Origin of the sequence: Polynucleobacter rarus (assembly GCF_003072505.1) — a bacterium.
Classification (GTDB): Bacteria; Pseudomonadota; Gammaproteobacteria; order Burkholderiales; family Burkholderiaceae; genus Polynucleobacter; species Polynucleobacter rarus.
In genome coordinates, this window is the sequence record NZ_NTGB01000001.1 from 613,076 (window position 1) to 638,544 (window position 25,469).

22 protein-coding genes are annotated in these 25,469 nt (G+C 42.9%); 16 read left to right on the plus strand and 6 right to left on the minus strand.

Translation table 11 applies throughout. The annotated features are described in order from the left end of the window. The first annotated feature begins 78 nt into the window (after positions 1–78). The 9 genes from AOC35_RS02840 (at position 79) to eutC (ending at position 10,314) form a co-directional block, all read left to right on the plus strand. Complete coding sequence (locus AOC35_RS02840; RefSeq protein WP_108645682.1) at positions 79–1,353, plus strand: AAA family ATPase; 1,275 nt, start codon at positions 79–81, stop codon at positions 1,351–1,353. Positions 1,354–1,360: 7 nt separating this feature from the next. Beyond that, entirely contained in the window at positions 1,361–2,026 is a 666-nt protein-coding gene (locus AOC35_RS02845; RefSeq protein WP_159077456.1) for an RloB family protein, read from the plus strand. Positions 2,027–2,467: 441 nt separating this feature from the next. Continuing rightward, entirely contained in the window at positions 2,468–3,832 is a 1,365-nt protein-coding gene (locus AOC35_RS02850) for a CmpA/NrtA family ABC transporter substrate-binding protein (RefSeq protein ID WP_108648678.1), read from the plus strand. Positions 3,833–3,859: 27 nt separating this feature from the next. Continuing rightward, positions 3,860–4,396, plus strand: coding sequence for an OsmC family protein (locus AOC35_RS02855; RefSeq protein WP_108645684.1), 537 nt, complete (start codon positions 3,860–3,862; stop codon positions 4,394–4,396). Positions 4,397–4,417: 21 nt separating this feature from the next. Then, positions 4,418–5,581, plus strand: coding sequence for an acyl-CoA dehydrogenase family protein (locus AOC35_RS02860; protein WP_108645685.1), 1,164 nt, complete (start codon positions 4,418–4,420; stop codon positions 5,579–5,581). 16 nt (positions 5,582–5,597) lie between these two features. Next, the gene (locus AOC35_RS02865) at positions 5,598–6,959 is read left to right on the plus strand and encodes an FAD-dependent oxidoreductase (protein WP_108645686.1); all 1,362 of its coding nucleotides are present in this window, start codon (positions 5,598–5,600) and stop codon (positions 6,957–6,959) included. 34 nt (positions 6,960–6,993) lie between these two features. Then, complete coding sequence (locus tag AOC35_RS02870; protein ID WP_425440620.1) at positions 6,994–7,857, plus strand: sulfurtransferase; 864 nt, start codon at positions 6,994–6,996, stop codon at positions 7,855–7,857. Positions 7,858–8,091: 234 nt separating this feature from the next. After that, positions 8,092–9,480, plus strand: coding sequence for an ethanolamine ammonia-lyase subunit EutB (locus tag AOC35_RS02875; protein ID WP_108645687.1), 1,389 nt, complete (start codon positions 8,092–8,094; stop codon positions 9,478–9,480). 9 nt (positions 9,481–9,489) lie between these two features. Beyond that, complete coding sequence (gene eutC, locus AOC35_RS02880; RefSeq protein ID WP_108645688.1) at positions 9,490–10,314, plus strand: ethanolamine ammonia-lyase subunit EutC; 825 nt, start codon at positions 9,490–9,492, stop codon at positions 10,312–10,314. Here eutC and AOC35_RS02885 read toward each other — a convergent pair. The 6 genes from AOC35_RS02885 to lexA form a co-directional block, all read right to left on the minus strand. Then, positions 10,307–10,864, minus strand: a complete 558-nt coding sequence (locus AOC35_RS02885; RefSeq protein ID WP_108645689.1) for an NUDIX hydrolase — start codon at positions 10,862–10,864, stop codon at positions 10,307–10,309. The two genes, eutC and AOC35_RS02885, sit on opposite strands and share 8 nt — an antisense overlap. A gap of 21 nt (positions 10,865–10,885) precedes the next feature. Continuing rightward, the gene (locus AOC35_RS02890; RefSeq protein ID WP_108645690.1) at positions 10,886–13,360 is read right to left on the minus strand and encodes a YgiQ family radical SAM protein; all 2,475 of its coding nucleotides are present in this window, start codon (positions 13,358–13,360) and stop codon (positions 10,886–10,888) included. Between the two features lie 201 nt (positions 13,361–13,561). Beyond that, the gene (locus tag AOC35_RS02895) at positions 13,562–14,056 is read right to left on the minus strand and encodes a YMGG-like glycine zipper-containing protein (RefSeq protein ID WP_245898404.1); all 495 of its coding nucleotides are present in this window, start codon (positions 14,054–14,056) and stop codon (positions 13,562–13,564) included. Further along, positions 14,056–14,415 (minus strand): RRXRR domain-containing protein, encoded by a 360-nt coding sequence (locus tag AOC35_RS02900; RefSeq protein WP_108645691.1) that lies wholly within the window; start codon positions 14,413–14,415, stop codon positions 14,056–14,058. Before AOC35_RS02900 ends, AOC35_RS02895 begins: the two co-directional genes overlap by 1 nt. Before the next feature lie 205 nt (positions 14,416–14,620). Then, the gene (locus tag AOC35_RS02905; RefSeq protein WP_108645692.1) at positions 14,621–14,986 is read right to left on the minus strand and encodes a hypothetical protein; all 366 of its coding nucleotides are present in this window, start codon (positions 14,984–14,986) and stop codon (positions 14,621–14,623) included. A 387-nt stretch (positions 14,987–15,373) separates the two neighbouring features. Continuing rightward, a complete protein-coding gene (gene lexA / locus AOC35_RS02915; protein ID WP_108645694.1) occupies positions 15,374–16,042 on the minus strand; it encodes a transcriptional repressor LexA in 669 nt (222 codons plus the stop codon). Between the two features lie 190 nt (positions 16,043–16,232). Here lexA and AOC35_RS02920 point away from each other — a divergent pair, with 190 nt between their 5' ends. From AOC35_RS02920 to AOC35_RS02950, 7 genes are all read left to right on the plus strand, one after another. Next, on the plus strand, positions 16,233–17,249 hold the full coding sequence (locus AOC35_RS02920) for an asparaginase (protein ID WP_159077457.1): 1,017 nt from the start codon (positions 16,233–16,235) through the stop codon (positions 17,247–17,249). Between the two features lie 124 nt (positions 17,250–17,373). Then, a complete protein-coding gene (gene rpsF, locus AOC35_RS02925; RefSeq protein ID WP_108645696.1) occupies positions 17,374–17,742 on the plus strand; it encodes a 30S ribosomal protein S6 in 369 nt (122 codons plus the stop codon). After that, positions 17,742–18,050: a primosomal replication protein N gene (gene priB, locus AOC35_RS02930; RefSeq protein ID WP_108645697.1), complete on the plus strand. Its 309-nt coding sequence runs from the start codon at positions 17,742–17,744 to the stop codon at positions 18,048–18,050. Before rpsF ends, priB begins: the two co-directional genes overlap by 1 nt. Before the next feature lie 17 nt (positions 18,051–18,067). Continuing rightward, entirely contained in the window at positions 18,068–18,343 is a 276-nt protein-coding gene (gene rpsR / locus AOC35_RS02935; RefSeq protein ID WP_108645698.1) for a 30S ribosomal protein S18, read from the plus strand. A 14-nt stretch (positions 18,344–18,357) separates the two neighbouring features. Then, positions 18,358–18,810 carry a 50S ribosomal protein L9 gene (gene rplI, locus AOC35_RS02940; RefSeq protein ID WP_108645699.1) on the plus strand — a complete coding sequence of 151 codons (453 nt, stop codon included), beginning with the start codon at positions 18,358–18,360 and terminating at the stop codon, positions 18,808–18,810. 30 nt (positions 18,811–18,840) lie between these two features. Next, on the plus strand, positions 18,841–21,732 hold the full coding sequence (gene dnaB, locus AOC35_RS02945) for a replicative DNA helicase (RefSeq protein WP_108645700.1): 2,892 nt from the start codon (positions 18,841–18,843) through the stop codon (positions 21,730–21,732). A 235-nt stretch (positions 21,733–21,967) separates the two neighbouring features. Further along, on the plus strand, positions 21,968–25,456 hold the full coding sequence (locus AOC35_RS02950) for a transglutaminase family protein (protein ID WP_108645701.1): 3,489 nt from the start codon (positions 21,968–21,970) through the stop codon (positions 25,454–25,456). Positions 25,457–25,469 lie beyond the last annotated feature (13 nt).

Genomic DNA, 25,469 nt, shown 5'->3' on the forward strand with positions numbered 1-25,469 from the left:
TTATTCTAAACTTAAAAATTAGTTGATTATTTGTTGTAATTTAGCAATAATATAGTTTATTTTTTAATAGAGATGAAAATGCTGGTTGAATTCAGGGTAACGAACTTCAGGTCTTTCCGTGATGAGCAATGCCTTAGTTTTTGTGCTTCTGCTCATGACAAAGGGGAGGATGAAATTCACTGCATCGCTACGCAACACAGTGCAGCTCCAAAATTGGTGCGTTCAGCTGTGATTTATGGTGCTAATGCGAGTGGAAAGAGTAATCTCATCTTTGCGTTGATGACAATGCAGCAAATGGTACTCAATTCCACACGCTTGCTAGAGCCCCAATACCGGGAGCTTTACACTCCATTTCTGCTTGATCAAGAGTCACGTAAACAGCCAACGGCGTTCGAAGTCACGATCTTAATTGATGGTGTTCGCTATCAATATGGATTTCAGTACGACGGCGAAAGAATTGTCGCCGAGTGGCTGCTTGTTTACAAGACAAGTAAGGCGCAACGATGGTTTGAGTATCACTATAACCATGAAACGGGAAAAAATGACTGGGAACCTTTTTCGGTTCACTTTAAGGGAGAAAAGAAAGGGCAGGGTGAACTTTGGAAAGCAAGTACAGCTGTCCGTTCACTGTTCTTGACACAAGCTGCTCAATCTAATAGTCAACTTTTACAACCACTATTTAATTGGTTCGCAAACGATTTACTTGTGTTGCCCGCCCGCGCCGAATTCAATCTTCTTCCTACGCTACATCGACTTGAGGATCCCCAATATAAAAAATGGGTACTTGAACTAATGAACGCGGCTGACATTCACATTAGTGATATTAAGGTAGAAAATCGAAATAGCCAACAAGTTGAATTTAAACTTGAGTCTGGCAAACCGCCAGAGCTTCGCTCCTTTGAAGGTGAACTACCGGATGTGGCATTTTGTCATACTACCTCTGATGGCATAGAGCAGTGGTTTGATCGCCGTTTTGAATCATTTGGTACTCTAAGATTACTTAGTTATGCAGCGCCGTTATTGGATGCAATTGAAAATGGAAAACTACTCGTAGTAGATGAGTTCGATACTAGTCTGCATCCTCTGCTCACGCGATATATTTTGCATATGCTGCATAAGCCACACCTCTCAAAAAACGGGGCTCAACTTTGGATGACTACGCACGATACTTCTTTACTTGATCCTGAATTGCTGCGACGCGATCAAATTTGGTTTGTCGAAAAAAAGAACGATCAAACCTCTGAGCTATATTCATTACTCGAATTCAGTCCTCGCAAGAATGATGCTATTGAGCGCGGTTATTTGCAGGGTCGTTATGGGGCTGTGCCTTTCATCAGTGAGTTTTTATTTTGAGGATTTGATGTCAGGCAACCAGAATAAAAATCAAAAACTAGTCAAAGCACGAATCAGTACTGAACGCAAGAACGTGTGCCGTCGCGAAAGAGGCTCGGCACTTTTGGTGTGCGAGGGAAAGTGTACCGAGCCATGTTATTTGCAGGGTCTACTTAGGTATCTAGAAATCTCGGCAGCAAGTGTTGAAATCATTGAGGGGCAGACCAATAGCAATGCAATAGCCGTTGTCAAGCGAGCTCGTCAACGGTTTGAGCAAGTCCCAAGAGACCGTGTTTTTGCGCTAATCGACGCAGAACAGGCTGATTTAACCAAAGCGCTCAAACAATGCGAAAAACCACTCCAACACGAAAACAAGAAAAAGGAAATTCCTGAAATTCGGATTGAACCTATATTAAGTTCGCCATGTTTTGAGGTTTGGCTACTCTTGCATTTCCGCTTTTCTGACCAACCGTTTCATAACTTTGCTAGCTTGCTGCCAGAGCTAGAGGTTAATCTACCCAATTATCAAAAAAACGATCCTGCAATATTTTTAAAAGTGGGAGGAGGCGAAGGTTTGAAACGTGCGATCGTAAATACAGCCCGACTCAGAAATGCCCTATGTGAAACTGGTGCAATCAATCCCTCTACAGATATGGACAAACTCGTTGAAGCGATGGTTGATATTCAAGCATAGCCATTTCTAAAACTAAATAATTTTTATCCCGCCAAAAGTTCATTCTGAACATGTGAATTACAACCCTTCGCAATGGTTGACTCTTTTCGATCAAACCATCACTAGAGATTATAAGAATACTTTCAAGTTAATCGAACTAGACCCTACAGTGGACTTAGGGCGCTGAGATATGGAGTTCTGCATGGAGTCAGATAAACCAGGTAAGCTTATCCTTAAAGACTTAATGAAATTACTGTTTGATAATGGCGAGCAAGAGATTTATCGTGGCATGCCTGATTCAGCACCCTAAAGCACAAACCGCACCAAAAACAATCATTATCTGAACGTAATGGGTAAATGCATGAATGATGATGGTGCAATCCTTTCAAACACTGTTTGAAACTTGTTCAAAATGAATTATCAATTTTATTTGACCAATTCATTGCTTTAGGAAAAAGAACTATGACCATCCACCGTCCTTTTGATCCAGATCAAGCGCTATTTAGCACTTCATGTAGTTGTGGCAAGCATGCCAGCGCACTAGAGCATGATTTAGCTTCGCAAAAAATGGCAGCGGAAGACATTGGTAACAACTTTATTGAAGCAAGTTTAGTCAAAGCACTATTCCCGAGCGAAGTAAAAAGAAGAGCCTTCCTCAAAGCGGTCGGTTCTGGCAGTGCTTTAAGTGTTCTTAGTGGTTTCTTACCGATTGATGCAATTCAAGCAATGGCTCAGGAAAAAGGTCCCCTAGAAAAGAAAGATTTGAATATTGGCTTTATTCCAATTACGTGTGCAACGCCACTCATCATGGCAGAGCCATTAGGCTTTTACAGAAAACAAGGCCTCAACGTTTCTTTGATGAAGACCGCTGGTTGGGCTTTGATCAGGGATAAGATGATCAACAAGGAACTGGACGCTTCCCATTTTCTATCCCCTATGCCGCTTTCTATCTCCATGGGTTTAGGCTCTAATCCTTCGCCAATGAAGGTGGCAACAATCCAGAATATCAATGGCCAAGCTATTACCTTAGCAAATAAACATAAAGAAAATCGTGACCCAACTAAATGGCGTGGGATGAAGTTTGCGATTCCGTTTGAGTATTCGATGCATAACTTTTTGCTCAGATACTATTTAGCGCAACATGGTTTAAATCCAGATAAAGATGTGCAACTGCGGGTGACCCCTCCTGCAGAGATGGTGGCTAATTTAAGAGCCGGCAATATTGATGGTTTCTTAGGGCCAGACCCTTTTAATCAACGTGCAGTGTATGACGAGGTAGGTTTTATTCATATTCTTTCTAAAGATATTTGGAACGGCCATCCGTGTTGTGCTTTTGGTACTTCTGAGGAATTTATTAAACAAAATCCTAATACCTTTGCGGCGCTTTACAGGGCTGTGCTCAATGCTTCCACTATGGCAAGAGATCCGGTTAATCGTCCATTGATTGCGAAAGTGATTTCTCCACAAAACTATATTAATCAACCAGAAGCCATTTTGATGCAAGTCTTGACAGGGAAATTTGCGGATGGTTTAGGCAATGTCCAAAACGTGCCAGACCGAGTCGACTTTAATCCGATCCCTTGGTACACCATGGCAACTTGGATTCTGACGCAAATGCAACGCTGGGGTTATATAAAAGGTGATGTGAATTACAAAGACATCGCAGAAAAAATCTTCCTATTGACTGATGCTAAAAAATTTATGGGTGAAACCGGTATTACGATTCCACCTCAAGCGAAAACAGGCTATCAAAAAGTGAGCATTATGGGTAAAGAGTTTGATCCAATGCAACCGGCTGCTTACCTTAAATCATTTCCAACTATTTAATTTATTTACATTTTTCAGAGAGAACTTATGACAACAGAAACTCAAGTTAATTTTTTACGTCCAATTGACCGCGAGGGTTTATTGAAATTCGCGGAAGCTGGTCGTGCCAATCCAGAACGTCGTGGAACTAATAAAGTTAAAACTGTGATGCAGGGTGTCTTTCGTTCATGGAGTTTTGTCGGTGTACATAATCCAGTCGTAGTAGATGAGCCACCGCACCTCATGGGTGAGAATTCTGCACCTGCACCTGGTGAGATCGTTCTTTCAGCTCTAGGCGGGTGCCTAGGCGTTGGTATTACTGCCGTTGCCACCCTGCGTGAAGTCAAGCTATCGAAGTTAGAGATTCATCTAGAAGGTGATATTGGTAACTCTGCTGCCTGGGGAGCGGATGGTGCCGAGCGCACTCCAGAACAAATGGGCTTTCAGGCGATTCGTGTGAAGGTTGATATCGAAGGGGATGCGACGAAAGAGGAATTAGATGACATCGTTACCCATGCTAATTATTTCTCACCCGTTGCGAACTCGATGCGTAATCCGATTGCTTTTGAAATTAGTACGATCTAAAACACAGAAGGAAGTCGACTCATGGAATTGATCCTAGAACAACCTGCAGAGCAGTTATCAGGTAATGCCAAAAGAATTGAAATACTTGAAAAAGTAAAATCGATTGCACAAAAAGACTTAGCTTTAGTAGTAGATGCTTGCGACCAGGAAGGTTTTTATCCAGAGGCGGTTTTGAAAGCCTTAGGCTCAGCGGGCGCCTTTGGTGCGCATCTGGGGCTTGATCAAGAAGAGATGGATTTTGGCTTGGCAATTTCATGTATGGAAGAAGTATCACGTGTGTGCGGCGCTACGGGTTTTGTGGTGTGGTGTCACGATGTTTGCGGTGTATACATGCAGGCTTCTAAAAACCCTGCACTCACAGGTGAAGCACTGCAAAAGCATGCCAAAGGGATTACACTTGGCGGCACCGGTATGTCCAATCCGATGAAAACCTTTTCTGGCATTGAAACGATGATGCTAAAAGCGAAAAAAGTAGAAGGTGGATATTTAGTGAGTGGCACCTTGCCTTGGGTTAGTCATATTGGGCTCAAGCATTACTTTGGCACTGTGTGTGCGGTACTCAATGAACAAACAGGTGAGGTCGATCCTGATCATCAAATCATGTTTATTCTGCCTTGTGATAGAGAGGGCGTTACCCTAAAAGATTGTCCTTCTTTCTCTGCGATGGAAGGTACTTCCACCTACGGTTTACATCTAAAAGATGTCTTGATCACCACAGATGATCTCGTGGCAGATCCAGCAAAACCTTTCATTAAAAATATTAAGGCTTCCTTTATTTTGTTACAAACTGGCATGGGACTAGGCGTTGCTCAAGGTGCGATTGATTCCATGTGGGAAGTTGAATCCCAACTCGGTAAAGTGAATCAGTTTTTGGAAGATCGTCCAGTTGCCTTGCAACACGAACTCGACGACCTCAGGAACCGAATCATGGTGCTGGCAAAAACACCTTATGAATCTTCTGACGAATATGTTTTGAAAGTATTGGATGTGCGTGCGCATGCTTCTGAAATCGCGCTACGCGCTGCGCAGTCTGCACTCTTACATCAAGGAGCGCGTGGTTATTTACTGAGTTCAGCAGTGCAACGTCGGGTGCGTGAGTCCCACTTTGTTGCCATCGTGACACCTGCTCTTAAACATCTGCGTTATGAAATGGCGAAGTTAAAAGGCCAACATTTTTTAAACTAAAGGCTAAAGCATAAACATGAACTCCGCTGTAACCGCAAGCAAGACTGACTGGCTAACTTATATCTGTAAAGCCTGCGGACTCCTTTACAAGGAAGAGGACGGCGATCCTGATAGTGGTCTTGCGCCAGGAACTCGTTTTGAAGATATTCCGGAAGATTGGTTCTGTCCTTTATGTGGTGTGACCAAAGCTGACTTTGTGTTGCATGTAGTATTGGATAAAAAACAATTTACTAAGAATCAAAGTGCAGATCAGACTAACTTTTCAAGAAGTAACTATAGTGATGTCTTGATCATTGGTGCTGGCAAAGCGGGATGGGAAGTTGCAAAGGCAATCAGAGCGCAGAGTGATGATTTATCTATTTCGATAGTGACCGGTTGTAATGGAGAACTTTACGAAAAGCCTCAACTTTCGAACGCGCTGTTAAAAAAGATTCAGATGGATCGGATGGTGTTACAGACTGGTGAGCAAGCAGCGAAGCAACTTGGTGTGAAACTGTTTGCCTCTACTCATGCAGTTCATATCTCACATCATAATCAACAATTAAGAACGACCAAAGGGGTTTTTAAATATAAGTATTTAGTCATCGCTCATGGTGCTAAACCAATTCGTCATCCCCTTTTATCCGCCCAAGATTGTTGGCATGTAAATCACTTAAGTACCTATCGTGAGTTACGTAAAACCCTCGACGGTAAAAAGTCCCAAATCGCTATCATTGGCGCAGGTCTCATTGGTTGTGAGTTAGCGAATGATTTGGCTTTAGCAGGGCATCAGATTGCTTTACTTGATGCAGCCCAAAGACCCCTGGCACACTTGATCCCAGAAGCCGCATCAGAAGCACTGATGAAGTCTTGGCAAGCATTAAATATTCAATTTTACGGTGAGCAGCAAATTGAACAGATGTCTCACCAAGATGGTAAGAAAGTCTTATCGATGCAATCAGGCCTATCTCTAAAAGTGGATGAAATCGTGCTATGCATGGGTTTACAGCCCGATAGTTCACTGGCTAAGTCAGCGGGTATTGAATGGAATCAGGGTATCTCGGTAGACCCACAAACTTTAAAAACGAATGTTGAGAATATCTTTGCCCTCGGAGATTGCATTAGCGTTGACGGTAAAGTGAGTCGGTATATCGAACCGATTCTACGACAAGCACAAGTGATTGCAAATCAGATTGCAGGTGATCAATCCATTGTGTTTACTACAAATACTTTACCGATCCGTATTAAAACTAGTTCCCTGCCAATGCGTCTTGAGGGCGTGATTGAGAGACAAGGTGAGTGGCGTATTTCAAAAGCAAAAGCGGAGCAGTTCAACTCCAAATGGCAAATGGCTCAATGGTCAAAAAACCAAGTGAGTGCTTTATTAGATTTAGGTTAGTTTATTTTTTTTTAATTTCAATAAGGGAAATCGTATGGCAAACATGATGGCATTACCAATTTTAGTTTCTCCAGCAGATTTATCAACACAAATGACTGAAGTCCCAATGGTCATTATTGACACGAGAGATGCGGATACTTATGCAGCTGAGCATATTCCAGGGGCCGTAAATCTGCGTGAAATCTTTACCTTTCTCGCAACTTCAACGACCGAAGGCTTACAAGATTTAAAAGAATCTTTCTCCAGTCAATTAGGTGCGATCGGTCTATCTGGCGAAGAAACCGCCGTATTTTATGAAGACTCCATGAACAGTGGCTATGGCCAATCTTGCCGTGGCTACTTTTTATTGACATGGTTAGGTTATCCGAAGATTCAGGTACTCAATGGTGGCTTATCAGCATGGAAAGCTGCTGGTCTTGCTACTACTACTGAAGTGCCAACACCAACTCCAGCAGTATTTCCAATCAGTACTGCAGGCAGTGATGTGATGGTGACACTCGAAGATGTGAAACAAAAACTTGGCAGCCAAGCTGTTCTCATGGATGTAAGAGATGTAGATGAGTGGATCGGTGATAGTTCCTCCCCTTATGGCAAAGATTTTGCGCCAAGAAAAGGTCGCTTACCAGGTGCTAAATGGTTGGAGTGGTATCGTTTTATGAAGCCTTCAGGAACAGGTCCAGTATTTAAGAGCCCTGATGAAGTCAAAGCAGAATGTCAAACAGCTGGTATCAAATCTAGCGATGAAATCATTCTTTATTGCTTTAAAGGTGCAAGAGCTTCTAACACCTACTTAGCCCTTAAACAAGCAGGTTTTGCGAACGTCAAGATGTATTTTGGTTCATGGAATGAGTGGTCAAGAGATCCAGCGTTACCGATTGAAACAGGTTTACCTGCTTAAATCAAACTAGTAAGCTAGAGCCGTGTTTTTACTTTAGGTTTACTTTTTTCATCCCAACAAAAGCTCCCGTGTGAGACTCGTCTTGTCATCGGGAGCTTTTTATTTGCCTAATAAGATATTGGCAAAAGACGATGTTGTCGAAATATTGTCATCTCTTAGCAGAACTAATTTAGGGTAAGATGGATTGCATTACAAAAATATTGTTCGATCATTCATTTCTAGGAATCGAAGCTCTTGTTCACCAGTTCTGTAGGATTTCAGACATTTCAATTTGATAGTCTTAAAGTGTTGCTTGCAAAAGCAACTCCCTTGCGCTCAGGTGATTGTCTCGCTGGCATTGCAGCTATTGGAGATACGGAAAGAGTCGCGGCACAGCTCGCTTTAGCTGATTTACCACTCAAACATTTCTTAAATGAAGCAGTGATCCCTTACGAAGACGATGAGGTGACGCGTTTGATTATTGATAGTCATGATCAAAGCGCCTTTCAATTGATTAGTCATTTAACCGTGGGTGATTTTAGAAATTGGCTTTTAGCGGATGAGACAAACGGAGATCTGATTGCCAGTGTTTCAAAAGGACTCACCCCTGAAATGGTCTCGGCTGTTTCTAAAATTATGCGTAACCAAGATTTGATTTTAGTCGCTCAAAAATGTGAAATTATCTCGCGGTTTAGAAATACGATTGGCTTACGAGGTCGACTCTCAACGCGCTTACAACCGAATCATTCGACGGATGATCCAATTGGCATCTCTGCTGCCATCATTGATGGTTTGATGTATGCCAGTGGTGATGCGGTGATTGGCATTAATCCTGCCACTGATAATACTGCCACGATCAGCTTACTGAATCATTTATTAGATGGGGTAATTAGTAAGTTTGAAATCCCCACACAATCTTGTGTTCTAACCCATATCACCAGTACTATTGCCGCCATTAACCAAGGAGCACCGGTTGACTTAGTGTTTCAATCAATTGCGGGAACACAGGCTGCAAATCAAGGTTTTGGCATTAATCTCGCTTTACTCAAAGAGGGACAGGACGCAGCCCTCTCCTTAAAAAGAGGAACAGTTGGACAGAATGTGATGTACTTCGAAACCGGCCAGGGCAGTGCTTTATCGTCTAATTCTCATGCCTCGGTGGATCAACAGACCTGTGAGGTCAGAGCCTATGGAGTAGCTAGAGCTTTTGCGCCCTTGCTGGTCAATACCGTCGTTGGATTTATTGGTCCTGAATATTTATATGATGGAAAACAGATTATTCGAGCAGGATTAGAAGATCATTTTTGTGGAAAATTATTAGGCTTACCGATGGGCTGCGATATTTGTTATACGAATCACACCGAAGCCGATCAAAATGATGTGGATACACTCTTAACTTTGTTGTCGGTGGCTGGAGTCAATTACATCATGGGTGTAGCAGGCTCAGATGACATTATGCTGAATTACCAAACTACCTCTTTTCATGATGCTTTATATGCACGAAAAGTGTTAGGTTTAAAACCTGCACCGGAGTTTGAAGCTTGGTTAGAAAAAATGAGAATTGTTGATCCAACTAATACCACTCGATTGAATAAGCAAATCTCTGTTGGTTTGAGAGACATTTTGAAATTAAATGGAAAGTAATCTGAAGCCATGAGTACCTTCGATCCTTCTCAGGAGTCTAATGATATTGAAGCGATAGAGGATCCTCGTGCCCTCGTGCATCGGGATGATTGGCAGGATTTAAAGCAATTTACCAATGCCAGAATTGCGCTCGGTCGAGTAGGAACGAGTTTGCCAACACATGCTCAACTTGCCTTCCAGTTGGATCACGCGCTAGCTCGAGACGCTGTGCATTATCAAATGAACTTTACCCAATTTAAACAAGAATTAAGCCAGTTAAATTACGATTTGTTGTCTGTGAAAAGTGCCGCAAAGGACCGCGTAACGTATTTACAAAGACCAGACTTTGGAAGAAAACTTAGTGAACAATCCAAGCTGGAGTTGGAGTCATTTATTGTCAACAATAATCAAACTTTTGATTTATTGATTGTGGTGGGAGACGGCCTATCTCCCTTAGCGATTGAAAAAAGAACGCAAGCTTTTTTAAAGGCATTTTTACCTTTAGTAGAATCAAAAGGTTTCAAAATAGCGCCGATTGTCATTGCTGAGCAAGCTAGAGTTGCTTTGGGTGATGAAATTGCCAGTATCTTCAAAGCGAAGATGGTAGTGATCTTAATTGGTGAAAGACCTGGATTGAGTTCGCCGGATAGTTTGGGTATTTATATGACTTATGAGCCGAAAGTGGGCAACCTAGACTCCGGTCGAAATTGTATTTCTAATGTTCGACCTGAAGGTTTGCCAGATGAGCAGGCAGCACTCAAACTGTATTATCTTTTATGTAATGCTTTTGAAAAGCAATTGTCTGGCGTCCAGTTAAAAGACGAGAGTGTTCACTCTTTTACAAAAATTACTTAATTGCTCGATATTTTTTGATGACCCGTGCCAGCCTTGTGGCAGTCAGATCATTCATTGCAAACCATTTGTTCTGCTCTAAATCCGACGCAGCGCGCAGTTCAACAGGATCTAATAAATAAGCAAAATCAATATGCCAATGTTCCGGTTCATTTTTAATGGGATTTGCTGGTATTAAATGCGCATCAATATCAATCGGTACAAGCGGATTGATATTCGTTGGTCTAGCCGTCGTATGCCATCCAGTTTCTTCTTCAATTTCACGCAGGGCAGTTTGTAGTGGGTTTTCTCCGGGGTCAACATGACCACCAGGTTGGAACCACTCTTTAATGTAGCGATGATGAATGAGTAACATTTCCTCACCTTGAATAACGAAGCCGCTACCGGTGATGTGACCGGGTAGGTTACTTCGTACAAAAGGATCCGTTGCAGTCGCAATAAATGCGCATAAAGGTTCTAGGACTACTTTTTCTGCAGGGTACTGCAAATAGTAAGCTTGTAAAAGTTTATCCATGGCTTCACCGGGAAAGGGCGTAGAAATAGCATCAGACATGGGGAGCCTTTAATTCTTGGTTTATTTAATTTTTTTGCTAGGTCTAGTCGATCTTGGAGGCAAACCGGTATGCTGCGTCAAAATTTGACCTTTAACAGGAGAGTTTGTTCTTCCTACCGTGGTTCTTGCTGAGCTGGACCTAGTTGGATTGGCAGTCTTGCTGGCCAAACCAGGTCGTCCCTGACTTTTTATTCCAGGCCTTGCTGGTTTAGAACTAATGTTATTTTCAGGCAAAGTAAAGTCACGTGGATTATTCACGAGCTTGGTAGTCACTCTCGCTGGTACACGCGGATTAGCTGCTGAACTCACTGTACTGGCAGTAGAGGAGTTTTTACGTCTAGCACTTTGATAGCTACCATCCGTTTGCGGCTGATAGTTTGGAATGAGATGATGTTTTCCATTCCCAATTAAATCTGCCCGACCCATTTTTTTCAAAGCCTCACGTAGTAGCGGCCAATTATTGGCATCGTGATAACGTAAGAACGCTTTGTGCAGACGACGACGTTTTTCACCGCGCACAATATCAACCACTTCACTGTCTTTGGTGACTTTACGCAAAGGATTTTTACTCGTGTGATACATCGCTGTAGCGGTTGCCATCGGGGACGGATAAAAGGTTTGTACTTGATCGGCTCTAAAGCCATTTTTCTTGAGCCACATCGCGAGATGCATCATATCTTCATCACTGGTACCTGGATGGGCAGCAATAAAGTAGGGGATGAGATACTGTTCTTTACCGGCTTCTTTTGAGTATTTATCAAATAACTCTTTAAAGCGGTCATAACTACCAATACCTGGTTTCATCATCTTTGATAGCGGGCCACCTTCGGTATGCTCCGGAGCAATCTTGAGATAACCACCAACGTGATGCGTGACGAGTTCTTTAATATAAGCTGGGGCTTTAACCGCCAAGTCATATCTTAAGCCTGAACTGATTAAAATCTTCTTCACACCTTTAAGGGTGCGGGCACGACGATAAAGCTGAATAAGTGGCGTGTGGTCGGTATTTAAATTAGGGCAGACATCTGGGTAAACGCAAGAAGGTTTACGGCAATGCGCCTCAATCTCTTTGGACTTACAAGCAATCCGGTACATGTTCGCTGTTGGTCCACCTAAGTCAGAAATGACACCAGTAAAACCAGGGACTTTATCCCGAATATCTTCAATCTCACGAATAATCGAATCAGAAGAGCGGTTCTGAATAATACGACCTTCATGTTCTGTAATTGAACAGAAAGTACAGCCACCAAAACAGCCACGCATAATATTGACTGAAAAACGAATCATTTCCCATGCGGGAATTTTGGCATCGCCATAACTAGGGTGCGGTGCGCGAGCATAGGGTTGGTCAAAGACAAAGTCCATCTCTTCTGTCGTCAGCGGAATCGGTGGTGGATTCAACCAGACATCGCGCTTGGAGGGACCATCACCATGCTGTTGCACGAGAGCGCGTGCATTACCAGGATTGGTTTCTAAATGCAAAATACGACTTGCATGTGCGTATAGAACAGGATCTCTTTTAACTGCCTCATAACTCGGCAGACGAATTACAGTGGTATCTCTGGTTAAACGTTGTTTAGAAGATAAAGTAATCTGTACCGGCGTAAAAACAGGCTTGGTCATAGCAGGTGCTGGCGCTTCTGCATTAATACTACTGGCAAGATTAGCATCTTCCTTGGCGCAGGTTTCACCTTGCGCTGCTGCCTGTTCATCTGGCATTAAATACGGATTAATTGGCGGATCAATCTTACCGGGTTCATCCACCTCGGTAGAGTCAATTTCCAAATATCCTTTGGCTGAGCTTCTGCGAATAAAAGCAGTACCGCGAACGTCCGTAATATCACTAATCGCTTCACCATTCGCTAAACGATGGCTAATTTCAACTAAGGCTCTCTCTGCATTGCCATACAACAAAATATCCGCTTTAGCATCAACTAAAATCGAGCGACGAACTTTATCTTGCCAATAATCATAGTGAGCAATACGACGAAGAGAGGCTTCAATACCACCCATCACAATCGGCACACCTGGATAAGCCTCTTGGCAACGTTGAGCGTATACGAGAGAGCAACGATCAGGACGTTTGCCACCCTCACCACCGGCTGTATAAGCGTCATCTCTGCGAATTTTATGATCGGCCGTATAGCCATTGATCATCGAATCCATATTGCCGGCAGTGACTCCGAAATAGAGATTTGGCTCACCCAGAATTTTAAAAGGATCAGCGGACTGCCAAGCTGGTTGAGAAATAATCCCCACACGAAAACCTTGTGATTCGAGTAAACGACCAATAATAGCCATACCGAAGCTAGGGTGATCAACATATGCATCACCAGTAACGATGATGATGTCACAACTATCCCAACCTAGATCATCCATTTCTTTACGACTCATCGGAAAGAATGGGGCGCGACCATAACATTCTGCCCAGTATTTAGGGTAAGAATTCAGGGACGGTGCTGATGGTATTGAGAAAGGTAGTTTAGGATCGCCCATAATTAGTGCCCAATTGTAGGTTATTTCGGCAGACTTTGCTTGTTTTAAAGTGAGTTTAAGTTGTTATCTTCCTCTTTCCGAGGGATAGTGATGTTTTTTCCATCAAGATTCAGCTGACAATACGCTGTCTAAAAAAATAACATCCACAAGGTATAGACCGTGTGGATGCTGTTTTTGGAGTGATTGATTATTACTGAGTACTTAGCGAGGGGTATATCCAGGTGGCGGCGGTGGTGGATTCATCGGTACTGGAGCCTTGCTCTGTGGTTGACTTCTGTAACCAGGTATTTGATTCCCTTTGCTATACATACATTGTTGATAGGCAATGTCATAGCGACGTTGCACATCATCTGAAGATCTTGAGCCAGCACCTGAGCCAGCGATCGCGCCACCGACCAGACCAATCCCTGCACCTGTAGCTGCAGATCTACCGCTGTCACCCATCAAGACACCAGCAACTGCACCGAGGGCTGCACCTACTGCGGCAGTTTTAGCTGTATCTGTTGCAGCAGATTTGTTTGGATCAGTACCCACTGAAGAATCTGCAAATTGACGACATTCATAATCTTCAAATCTGAAGACATCAAAAGGTTTACCAGCGCCAGGCATTACTGCAACACTTGGCCCAGGTGGCTTTGTTGCGCAGGCAGTTAGTGTAGCAATTAATGCGATAGTCAAAATTGTTTTATTCATCATCATGCGCGAGATACCTCGGCATTCATGCCGGGGAGGGATAGCGCGGCTTGTTGTACAAGCCCCTTGTCTCGACTGAGTAAGCTATCTTGGTTGAACAAGTATCCATAGCCATCTGCGCGTTGAACTACCTTGCAGTATCGATACGATACACCTTGAATCACACCAGCGTTGGTGCTGTTGTTAAAACCACCTGATTCCCGAATAGCCACCTTGCAGTTTTGAGCTAAACGATCGCGCACTCGAAGGACCATCGCATATAAACGATGGATGCCAGCACGATTGCGCTCTAGAAGTAATCTAGCCCGCTTTTCGGTGCAAGGCATTAAGACCTTACTGTGTTGATCCAGCACAAAAACCATTCAAGTATCAAAATCCTCTTACGTTAATAACACTACTTCGGTACTACTTAACCTTAAGGGTCTTGTTACGGCGTTTAATCTGTTTCAAAACAGTTCAAACACCTTCCCTTCGACAATGTCAGTAGTCAGCTCGTAGCGATACTTTGCTAGCGAAGTAATCGTTGGCAGTTTTACCTTTCTACTTTAAAGCTTCCAATGATAATTTTCAATTAGGCCTTTGAGGCTGCGGTTGAGATGGAACTGTTTTCCACCCTTCAGCGCATTCTTTGACATAGGGATAATAGGTGTTTTTGCTTTCACAGAAATACCAATTATTCGACGCTTGAGCAGGTTGAATATATGTTGGAGCTTGTTCTTGAATAATTACTGGAGCAGGATTTGCTGGCACAGCTACAGGTCCATAATAAGGGTAAGGATAAATAGGGCCATAGTAGGGGTAGGGACCTAAATTGACACCAATCCCAAAACGTGGACCCCAACCACCATGCCAGTGACCATAACCATATGCATTAGCATTACCAATTGAGATAATGGTTACGAGGGATAGTATAAGTAGTTGTATTTTTTTCATTTGACTCCAATCCATTGATGTTGTTCTTAAATTAAATCTTTAAACACTTTCTATTATGACTACTCATCGTGCATATTACTTACGCAAAATTAAAAATATTTTTATTAATCGAATTTCGATCAGATAAAAAATACTTCTATCTCAATAACGCACACGTTAGGTAAAAAGAATACAACTTAAATGAAATTTATTTTTTATTTCTACTATCGAATAATTGAACTCTTTAGGAAATTGGTTAATAAATTAAAAGAGGTAAAAGAACAGAACGGTATATCGTCATTTACGACGAAAAGTCTCTTCAATCCGTCTAAATTGTTGGTCGCGAATTTCCCATGGAGAAAACTTAGGCTTAAAATTACACTCTTAAAACCAGATTTAGCTTATCTGCTATAAACCGTTTGGCCGAATTAAACCAACGGCGAGACCCTCAATTGCAAAATCTACACCGGAGTTAACAATAATCGGTTCAAAGTCTGGATTTTCAGCTATTAATTGAATTTGTGGACCTTGTGCCGTTTTTAGTTTGAGCCAACGTTTGACGGTGACTTCGTCTTCAATTCTGGCTACGACGATATCGCCGTTGCGTGCTTCATGGGCTTTTTTTACAGCTAAGTAGTCGCCATCTAAGATGCCAGCATCGCGCATACTCATCCCACGGACTTTGAGTAAGTAATCAGCTCCTTGTGAAAATAAAGAGGGATCAACTGGAATTTGTTTTTCAACATGTTCAACTGCTAGGATTGGCGAACCTGCTGCAACACGACCAATTAAAGGGAGTGTCAACTGCGCAAAAGCTTGGGAGGGTAGTATTAATTGTTTTGCTGCTTTTCTGAGGTGCTCGGATAAACGGATGCCACGAGATGTACCGGGACTAAGTTCTAAATAACCTTTTTTAGCTAGGGCTTTTAAATGCTCTTCGGCGGCATTGGCAGAGGCAAAGCCAAATTGTTGGGCAATTTCAGAGCGAGTTGGCGGGGCTCCGAATTCACGAATTGAATCTTCCACCAACTTTAATATTTCAGCTTGCCTTGGGGTTAATTTAGGTAAATCACTCATAATAGGCGACTTTCTCTGTTGTTATATACATGGTGTCATTTTATACAGTTTTTCTAGTCAATGCAACAGTTTCACCTTGTTTTCTATGGAGATACCGTTTTTCCAGTTTAAAGTGAGTGCTGAGATATAAAATCAATAACCTAGAAGAGTGTGTTTTTGAGGTTGCTGGATGGTCGAGGAGATAATAACGTTGAAAAATATTTTAATCATTGGCATGGGCGGCACGATTGCAGGTGTAGCCCCCAATCCTGATCTTGATCCTTTACATTACGCTGCAGGTCAACTGAGTATTGCGGACCTCTTAAAAAATAGCTTACCGATTCTACTCAGCGACCAAGTTCATTTAGAAACCTTACAACTCGCCAATATTAATAGTGCTGATTTAACTGAGGATTTACTGTCTGAACTTGGAGAAGCTGTTCGCCAAGCCCTTCAAAACCCCAATTGTGATGGCATCGTCATCACGCACGGTACGGATACAATCGAAGAGAGCGGTATCTTTTTGCATTTGGTCTGTTCCGAATTGGCAAGGAAGCTTTCCAAGGCGGTGGTATTAACCGGCGCTATGTTGCCATCGAATGCACCTTTCGCGGATGGGCCACAAAATTTATCTAAGGCTGTAGAACTAGCGGCATTTTTAGGAGCTTCCTTGGAGCCTAGCCTTCAATTAGATGGTGGAGTTTACGGGACCTTTGCAGGTAAGGTGGTTTTCGCTAAAGATTACCTCAAAAGAAGCTCTAATCAAATCAATGCCCCAGTCATGGATAGTCCTAATTTAAGTTCTGAGTCAATGTCTATACCAATAAAGAGCACTGAATTTGCTTTAGATTTTCCAAAAAAGGGCGAATCTTGGCCTTGGGTGGAGATACTAACAAGTCATTCAGGAGCTCGACCAGATTTATTAAGGTGGCTAATCAATCAAGGAGTTGAGGGGGTTGTATTGGCTGGTACTGGGCAGGGTAATGTTCACCAAAATTTAATTGCGAGCATTTTAGAAGCAAAAGAGCAGAAGATTCCCATGATCAGAGCCTCTCGGACACTTTTGGGTGATATACGTCCAGAAGTGCCGGTCAGTGATCAATTTTTAGGCACAATTGCTGCCAGAAACTTCTCCCCAGCTAAAGCGAGAATTGCTTTGCAATTATTTCTCTATGCATGTCTGAGTAAGAAGGACTTGGATTTAGGGCAATTATTTGATACAATCTAAGGCTACCCTTTACGAAATGAGTTTTTTCTCTTTGAGTGAAGTTTTTAGTTGTCACCCTTGCTACACTGACAAGTCTCTTTTAAGGCTTGGACGCCCAGGTAGCTATTACCATAAGGAGTGTTTGATGCGTCATTATGAAATCGTATTTATCGTCCATCCGGACCAAAGCGAGCAAGTGCCCGCGATGATTGATCGTTACAAAGCAACTTTAACTGCTGCTAACGGTAAAGTACATCGTGTTGAAGATTGGGGCCGTCGCCAAATGGCTTACCTAATCAACAAATTAGCCAAAGCCCATTATGTATGTATGAATATTGAGTGTGATCAGGCGACTTTGTCTGAGCTCGAGCATGCATTTAAATTTAACGACGCTGTTTTACGTCATTTGATTATTCAAATGAAAAAAGCTGAAACTGAACCTTCCATCATGATGAAAGAAGTTCAGCGTGAAGAATCTCGCAAAACTCAGCAAGTGGAGGCACCTGCTGCTTAATGATTGACCCGAGTCTGAACATTAATTCTTTCAGATTAACAGCTCGCCTCAGTTCAAAAGAAGCTATTCGATATACACCAGCAGGACAAGCAGTATTGAAATGTGAGTTACAACATTCCGGTACCGCCTTAGAAGCAAATATGGTGCGAAAAGTGGAAATGAGTTTGATGGCAATTGGAGTAGGACAAGTTGTAGAAGTTCTAGACCAATTAGAAATAGGGCAGTTAGTTGATGCAACAGGGTTTATGGCGCAGATGGGATTTAATCGTAAAGCACTTGTCTTTCATATAACTAACATTAATACTTAATACATTAAGGAAATATCATGGCCTTTGGCAAAAAAAATGTAGATTTTAAGAAAAAGCCGGCACAAAACCCGCTGTTTAAGCGTAAGCGTTTTTGCCGTTTTACTGTAGCAAACGTTGATCAAATCGACTATAAAGATGTCGAAACATTAAAAGATTTCGTTGGCGAAAACGGTAAAATTACCCCAGCTCGTCTAACTGGTACGAAAGCAAAGTATCAGCGTCAGTTAGATACAGCAATCAAGCGCGCACGTTTCTTAGCGTTCTTGCCGTTTACTGATCAACATAAAAACTAATTGGAGAAATATTCATGCAAGTCATTCTTCTTGAAAAAGTAGCCAATTTAGGCAATCTAGGTGATGTAGTTCGTGTTAAAGATGGTTTTGCACGTAACTTCTTAATTCCACAACGTATGGCTCGTCGCGCTACTGAATCAGCGATTGCTGATTTCGAAGCACGTCGTGCAGAGTTAGAAAAAGTTGCTGCTGAAAAACTCGCACAGTCACAAGCTGTTGGTGAAAAATTAGCCGGTCAGATTATCGAAATCAGCCAAAAAGCTGGTGTTGATGGTCGTCTCTTCGGCTCAGTTACTAACCACGATATTGCTGCAGTATTAATCAGCAAAGGTTTCACAATCGAAAAAGGTGCTGTTCGTCTTCCGAATGGTCCATTAAAAGCGGTTGGTGAATACCCAGTAGCGATTGCACTTCACACTGACGTCGTAGTTGAAGTCAACGTCAAGGTTATTGGCGCAGCTGCTTAAGTCTAAATCTTCAACTATTAAAGATTGAAGATGCCAAGTACAGATCCCCTTCTACCTCAAACCCCCACGGGTGAGTTGGATCGGGCTGTACAAGGTCTAAAAATTCCCCCTCATTCAGTAGAAGCAGAGCAATCCGTACTCGGTGCTTTGTTACTTGATAATACTAGCTGGGACTTTGTCGCACCAATTCTTGGTGAAGTTGATTTTTATCGCACTGAACATGCAGTTATATTTCGCACGATTGGCAAACTCGTAAATGAAAACAAGCCAGCAGATGTGCTTACAGTCCATGAAGAACTCAAATCAACGGGTCTAGCCGAAAACTTTGGTATCACTTATTTAAATCAACTGAGTAGCAATACGCCGAGCTCTGCGAACATCCGCGGCTATGCCCAGATTATTAGGGACCGTAGTATTTTGCGCCGTCTCATTCAGACTGCAGATAGTATTGCGAACTCCGCGTTTGATCCTGAAGGCAAAGCAGTACGTACCCTGCTCGATGAGGCAGAGACGAGAATCTTAGCCATTGGTGAAGTGGGTGGTAGCACTCGCGAATTCTTCGAGATGGAAGAATTAATGACTGAAGCTGTTGTACGTATTCAAGAACTACAAGCACGCAATGGAACGAACGAAATTACGGGTGTGGCAACTGGCTTTATTGATTTAGATAAAAAAACCAGTGGTTTACAAAAAGGCGATTTGATCATTGTTGCTGGTCGTCCGAGTATGGGTAAAGCCCAACCACTCGATGCTCAGATTAAAACCTACAGCGGTTGGAAGCAGATGCAAGATGTAATGGTCGGCGATGCACTTGCCTCCATCGACGGTCAAGCATCCTTTGTGACAGGTATTTATCCACAAGGGTTAAAAGAAATTTATCAAGTGGTTTTTTCTGATGGAAGAGCTACCCAATGTTGCGCTGAGCACTTGTGGAAAGTCTCTCATCCTGATTGGAGTGCTTCAAAAGTAATCTCTACAGTAGAGCTAGCAAATGCTTTAAAGCAAGATGACCAACCAAGTCAGTTCTCCATTGATGCCATTACGGGTGATTTTGGTGTAACAAAACCCTTACCGATGGACCCTTGGTTATTCGGTGCTTTACTCGGCAGTATCGAAAGCATTGACGCTGACGAAATTACTTTTAAAGACCTCAATGGGCTCTTTTTAGAAAAACTTCAAACTGAACTCACTCAAGAATTTCAGGACATCCTTACGACTTTTGCAATAGTAAAAACAAATTCCGGTCAGTTGCGCTGGCGCAGAGTGTTGCCGAGTAGATTACTCGTCAACGGCCCATCGTTTACTACGCCATGTCCTATTACCGAGGCTTTCAGTCAGGTTGGTTTACAACTGGACTCCTATGCCCCCAACATTCCAAGCAATTATTTACTAGCGAAAAAGCCGGCTCGTACAGCACTTCTGCAGGGGCTCATGGCCAGTTTTGCAAACACCCAGGTTAATTCGTCTCAACAGCAATCACTGACTGTATTGTCAGCTTCATTTGCTAAAGATATTACTTCTCTAGTGAGGTCATTAGGCGGGACTTGTGAGCTTACAAATCAAGTTATAGAGCCTTCATTACCTATCTATCAATTGCAAATTGATTTACCTGATGATAACCATACACCTGTAGTTACATTAGCGAAGATCGAAATGGTAAGAAGGGCGCAGGCTCAGTGTATTTCGGTTAGTCATCCCAGTAAAACCTATCTCACTGATGACTATGTAGTAACCCACAATACCTCTTTTGCGATGAATATCGCAGAGCACGTAGCAATTAAAGAAGGCTTGCCAGTTTTAGTATTTTCGATGGAGATGGGTGCTTCTCAGCTCGCAACCAGAATGCTCGGTTCAGTCGGTCGCGTTAATCAAGGACGATTAAAGACTGGTAATTTAAACGATGAGGAATGGAGTCGCTTTACCAATGCCATTGGCCTACTGAATAAAGCGCCAATGCTCATCGATGAGACGGGCTCTTTGAGTTCTCTTGAGTTGCGTGCTCGTGCTAGAAGAATGGCTCGTAAGTACGGCAAAGTCGGTTTAGTCGTGATTGACTATTTGCAATTAATGGCTGGTAAAGGTGGTACTTCAGGCGATAACCGTACAACCGAAATCTCTGAAATCTCTCGCTCGTTAAAGTCTCTAGCTAAAGAAATGGGCTGTCCGGTGATTGCTTTATCGCAGTTAAATCGTAGTTTAGAAAACCGCGAAAACAAGCGCCCGATTATGTCCGATTTACGCGAGTGCGTCTCTGGTAACACCCAAGTAGTGCTCGCGGACGGAACGACCAGACCAATTCAAGAATTAGTCGGCACAACCCCAACTGTGATTGCGATGGATGAACAACAGCAACTGCAAAGTGCGGTGAGTGATTGTGTTTGGTCAGTCGGAGTCAAGGCAGTGCAACGGCTTCAGACACAAAGTGGCCTAACCCTTACAGCAACCAAGAATCACCGTATTTATACCCAAAAAGGTTGGCAGACTGTTGCCGATATAACGATTGGTGATGCGGTTGCGATAGCAAAGCCAACCCTATCTCTTGCACCGAATACTTCTAGCGGTATATCCTGGGATCCAATTGTTACCATGGAGGATGCTGGTGAAGAGGAAGTTTTTGATTTAACCGTACCTAGTCACGGCTCATGGTTAGCTGGTGGCATCGTTTGCCACAACTCTGGTGCGATTGAGCAGGATGCGGACGTGATTATTTTTATTTATCGTGATATTGTCTATCACCCTGAGACGGACCGCCCCGGTGTCGCAGAAGTTATTATTGGTAAACAACGAAATGGCCCAATTGGTGTCGTCGAATTGTCTTGGCAGGGAGAGTTCACTAAATTTGATAATCTAGCTCATGGTTACCAATCAAATCCTTTTACGGGTAATTCTGGTGGTTCTAGCTCCAACAATGTCCCTTTCTAATCCTAATATCCCAACTTAATAACTTAAAAGAGCAACTCAGGTGAGAGCTCTTCACTGAACAAATGCTTCAAAGTGGGGCATACCCTTTTTAAATAGGGTATATAAAGTCTGAGTTCATTGCTATGTGTTGTTAAATTACTATTTACATGACTATTTCATGAATGCAGTGCAAAATATTCTCCTAGTACTTCTTTAGGTCAACTTTAATCAACGATTTCTACCTTATTCTGAAACTATGTCTATCCATATCTCTTTAAATCACGTTACTGAATATAAATATGATCGTATGATCAATTTAGGACCGCAAGTGGTGCGCTTACGGCCTGCTCCCCATACCAGAAGTAAGATTATTTCTTATTCCCTCAAGATTGAACCAAAAACCCATTTTGTTAACTGGCAGCAAGATCCTTTTGCAAACTATCAAGCAAGATTGGTCTTCCCTGAAAAAACCAATCTCTTTAAAGTGACGGTCGACCTTGTGGTTGAAATGGCTGTTTTTAACCCCTTTGATTTTTTCTTAGAAAAGCATGCTGAGAAATATCCATTTACGTATACCTCGAGTGAAAAAAAGGAACTTTTACCTTACTTAGAACTCATCGAATTATCACCTAATTTTAAGAAGTATTTGGCTAGTGTTGACCGTACTGAGGTCAGGACAATTGATTACTTGGTGAAGTTAAATCAGAAATTACAAAAAGATATTAAGTACCTCATCCGTATGGAGCCAGGCGTTCAAACACCTGAAGAAACGCTGACACTGGGGAGTGGTTCTTGTCGTGACTCAGCCTGGTTAATGGTGCAACTATTAAGACATTGCGGTTTGGCAGCCCGTTTTGTTTCAGGCTATTTAATTCAGCTAAAAGCAGACGTAATGGCTCTCGATGGTCCTAGTGGAACAGATGTGGACTTTACGGATTTACACGCTTGGTGTGAAGTGTTTTTACCAGGTGCCGGCTGGGTCGGTTTAGATCCAACTTCCGGACTCTTGGCTGGTGAAGGCCATGTACCACTCGCCTGTACGCCAGATCCAAGTGGTGCTGCACCAATTGAAGGAGCGGTTGATAAGTCAGAGGTAGAGTTCGCGCATCACATGCAAGTGACCCGTATTTACGAATCTCCAAGAGTCACCAAACCTTACACTGAAGATCAGTGGGAGAGGATTAATGAGTTGGGTGCTTATGTCGAACAACAATTAGTGGACGGGGATGTTCGCTTAACCATGGGTGGTGAGCCAACCTATGTGGGTATCGATAACCTAGACGCTCCCGAATGGAATACCGAGGCACTTGGCCCTACGAAGCGTGGTTTTGCTACTGAATTAGTGGGACATCTTTATGAGCAATATGGTAAAGGTGGCTTCCTACATTTTGGTCAAGGTAAGTGGTATCCCGGTGAGCAGTTACCACGTTGGGCTTTGTCAATCCATTGGCGTGCTGATGGTGAAAAAGTCTGGGGTAAGCCTGAATTATTTGCGGATGAACGCGATGACTTGCATTACACGAGTAGCGACTCTAAAAAGTTTATTGACACATTAACTAAAAACCTGGGTCTGACCGATGAGTTTATTCGCCCAGCTTATGAGGATGTCTTTTATTATTTGTGGCGTGAATCAAAGTTGCCAGTCAATGTCGATCCTTTTGAGTCAAACCTAGAAGATCCACTTGAGCGTCAACGTTTAAAACGGGTTTTTGAACAAAAAAATGATGCAGTAATTGGTTATGTTTTACCGATCAGTGCTAAGCCTAGTCATACTCTTTCTGAAACCACTTGGTCCACAGGTCCATGGTTAATTAGAGATGACCGGATGTACTTGTTGCCTGGTGATTCACCAATGGGTTATCGCTTACCTTTAAATTCCTTGCCCTGGGTATCTAAAGAGCAATATCCTTATTTGATTGAAGAAGATCATTTCGCTCCTAAAGCGCCACTTGCTTCCCATGCACAAATTCGACAACAGTTAGACGATGGTCATTTCCCGTCCGGCATGCAATCTGTCACCTTTGGGTCTTCTAAGACTGATCCACGTCGTAAACAGTTTGAAGTGAGTGGTAAACAGTCTGACATGACTGCCGTCACAGGCCCTGGTAAAGTCACCAGCAAGATGGTGACAGATATCCGTAAAGTGCCAGACTTTCAAGAGTCAGCACACTGGGTTACTCGCACTGCATTGTGCGTTGAAGTGCGTGATCCAATGCGTGCTAACGGACCTGATGCAGTCGCTGAATTTGGTGGTAAGAATGGTGTGATGTATGTCTTTATGCCGCCACTTTCACGTTTAGAAGATTACTTAACTTTACTCGTTGCGATAGAAAAAACAGCGGATCAACTGCAATATAAGATTGTGCTCGAAGGTTACGGACCGCCGAAAGACTTCCGCCTGAAGACCTTAAGCGTGACCCCTGATCCAGGTGTAATTGAGGTGAATATTCATCCGGCCTATAACTGGACTGAACTCAAAGATAATACGGAGTTCTTATATCAAGCGGCTTTTGAATCGCGTTTAACGGCTGAAAAATTCATGATGGACGGACGCCATACCGGGACGGGTGGTGGTAACCACTTTGTCATGGGCGGTGCAACACCAGCCGATAGCCCATTCTTGAGAAGGCCTGAGCTCTTGGCTAGCCTGATTTTATTCTGGCATAACCATCCAAGTCTTTCTTATTTGTTTAGTGGTATTTTCATTGGCCCAACAAGCCAAGCACCACGGGTCGATGAAGCTAGAAATGATCAACTCTACGAATTAGAAATCGCTATTAAAGAAATTTATGCAAATCGTAAAAAATATGGCACACAAATGCCACCTTGGTTGGTGGATCGTTCGCTAAGAAATATTTTGATTGATGTTACGGGTAACACCCACCGTAGCGAGTTTTGTATCGATAAACTGTATTCACCGGATAGCTCTACTGGTCGATTAGGTTTATTAGAACTACGTGCTTTTGAGATGCCGCCGCATGCTCGTATGAGTATCGTGCAACAGTTATTACTCAGAGCTTTGATCGCCCGTTTCTGGGATGAACCTTATCTTGCGCCAGCAACCCGTTGGGGAACTGAGTTACATGATCGTTGCTTGTTATCATCTTTTGTGAAGGCAGATTTTGCTGATGTTATCCAAGAGTTAAAAACCGCTGGCTTTGATTTTGATCTTGAGTGGTTTGCACCTCATTTCGAATTCCGCTTCCCATTGATTGGCCAAATGCGTACGATGGGCTGTGAGTTGGAATTACGCACAGCACTCGAGCCTTGGCATGTGATGGGTGAAGAGGATGGTGGAACAGTGCGCTATGTTGATTCTTCTCTTGAGCGGGTTGAAGTTTTAGTGCGTGGTTTGAATCAAAGTCGCTATGTTGTAACTTGTAATGGACGAGCTGTGCCACTGATGTCAACGGGGCGTGCAGGTGAGTTTAGTGCTGGAGTGCGCTATAAAGCATGGAATCCACCGTCTAGTTTGCACCCTAGTATTGGTATTCATTCACCGTTGACGTTTGATTTAATTGATACATGGACGAAGCGTTCAGTAGGCGGTTGCCAATATCATGTGATTCATCCGGGTGGCACGAATTACGCTGGTTTCCCAATTAATGCATATGAAGCGGAAGCGCGTCGTTTGTCTAGATTCTTTACCATGGGTCATACGCCAGGAGTTTCCTTACAGACTGTACCAAATATTGACTTAGCAGGTAGTAAGGAGTTTCCATTTACGCTAGATTTACGCCGCTAGATTTGACTTTAGT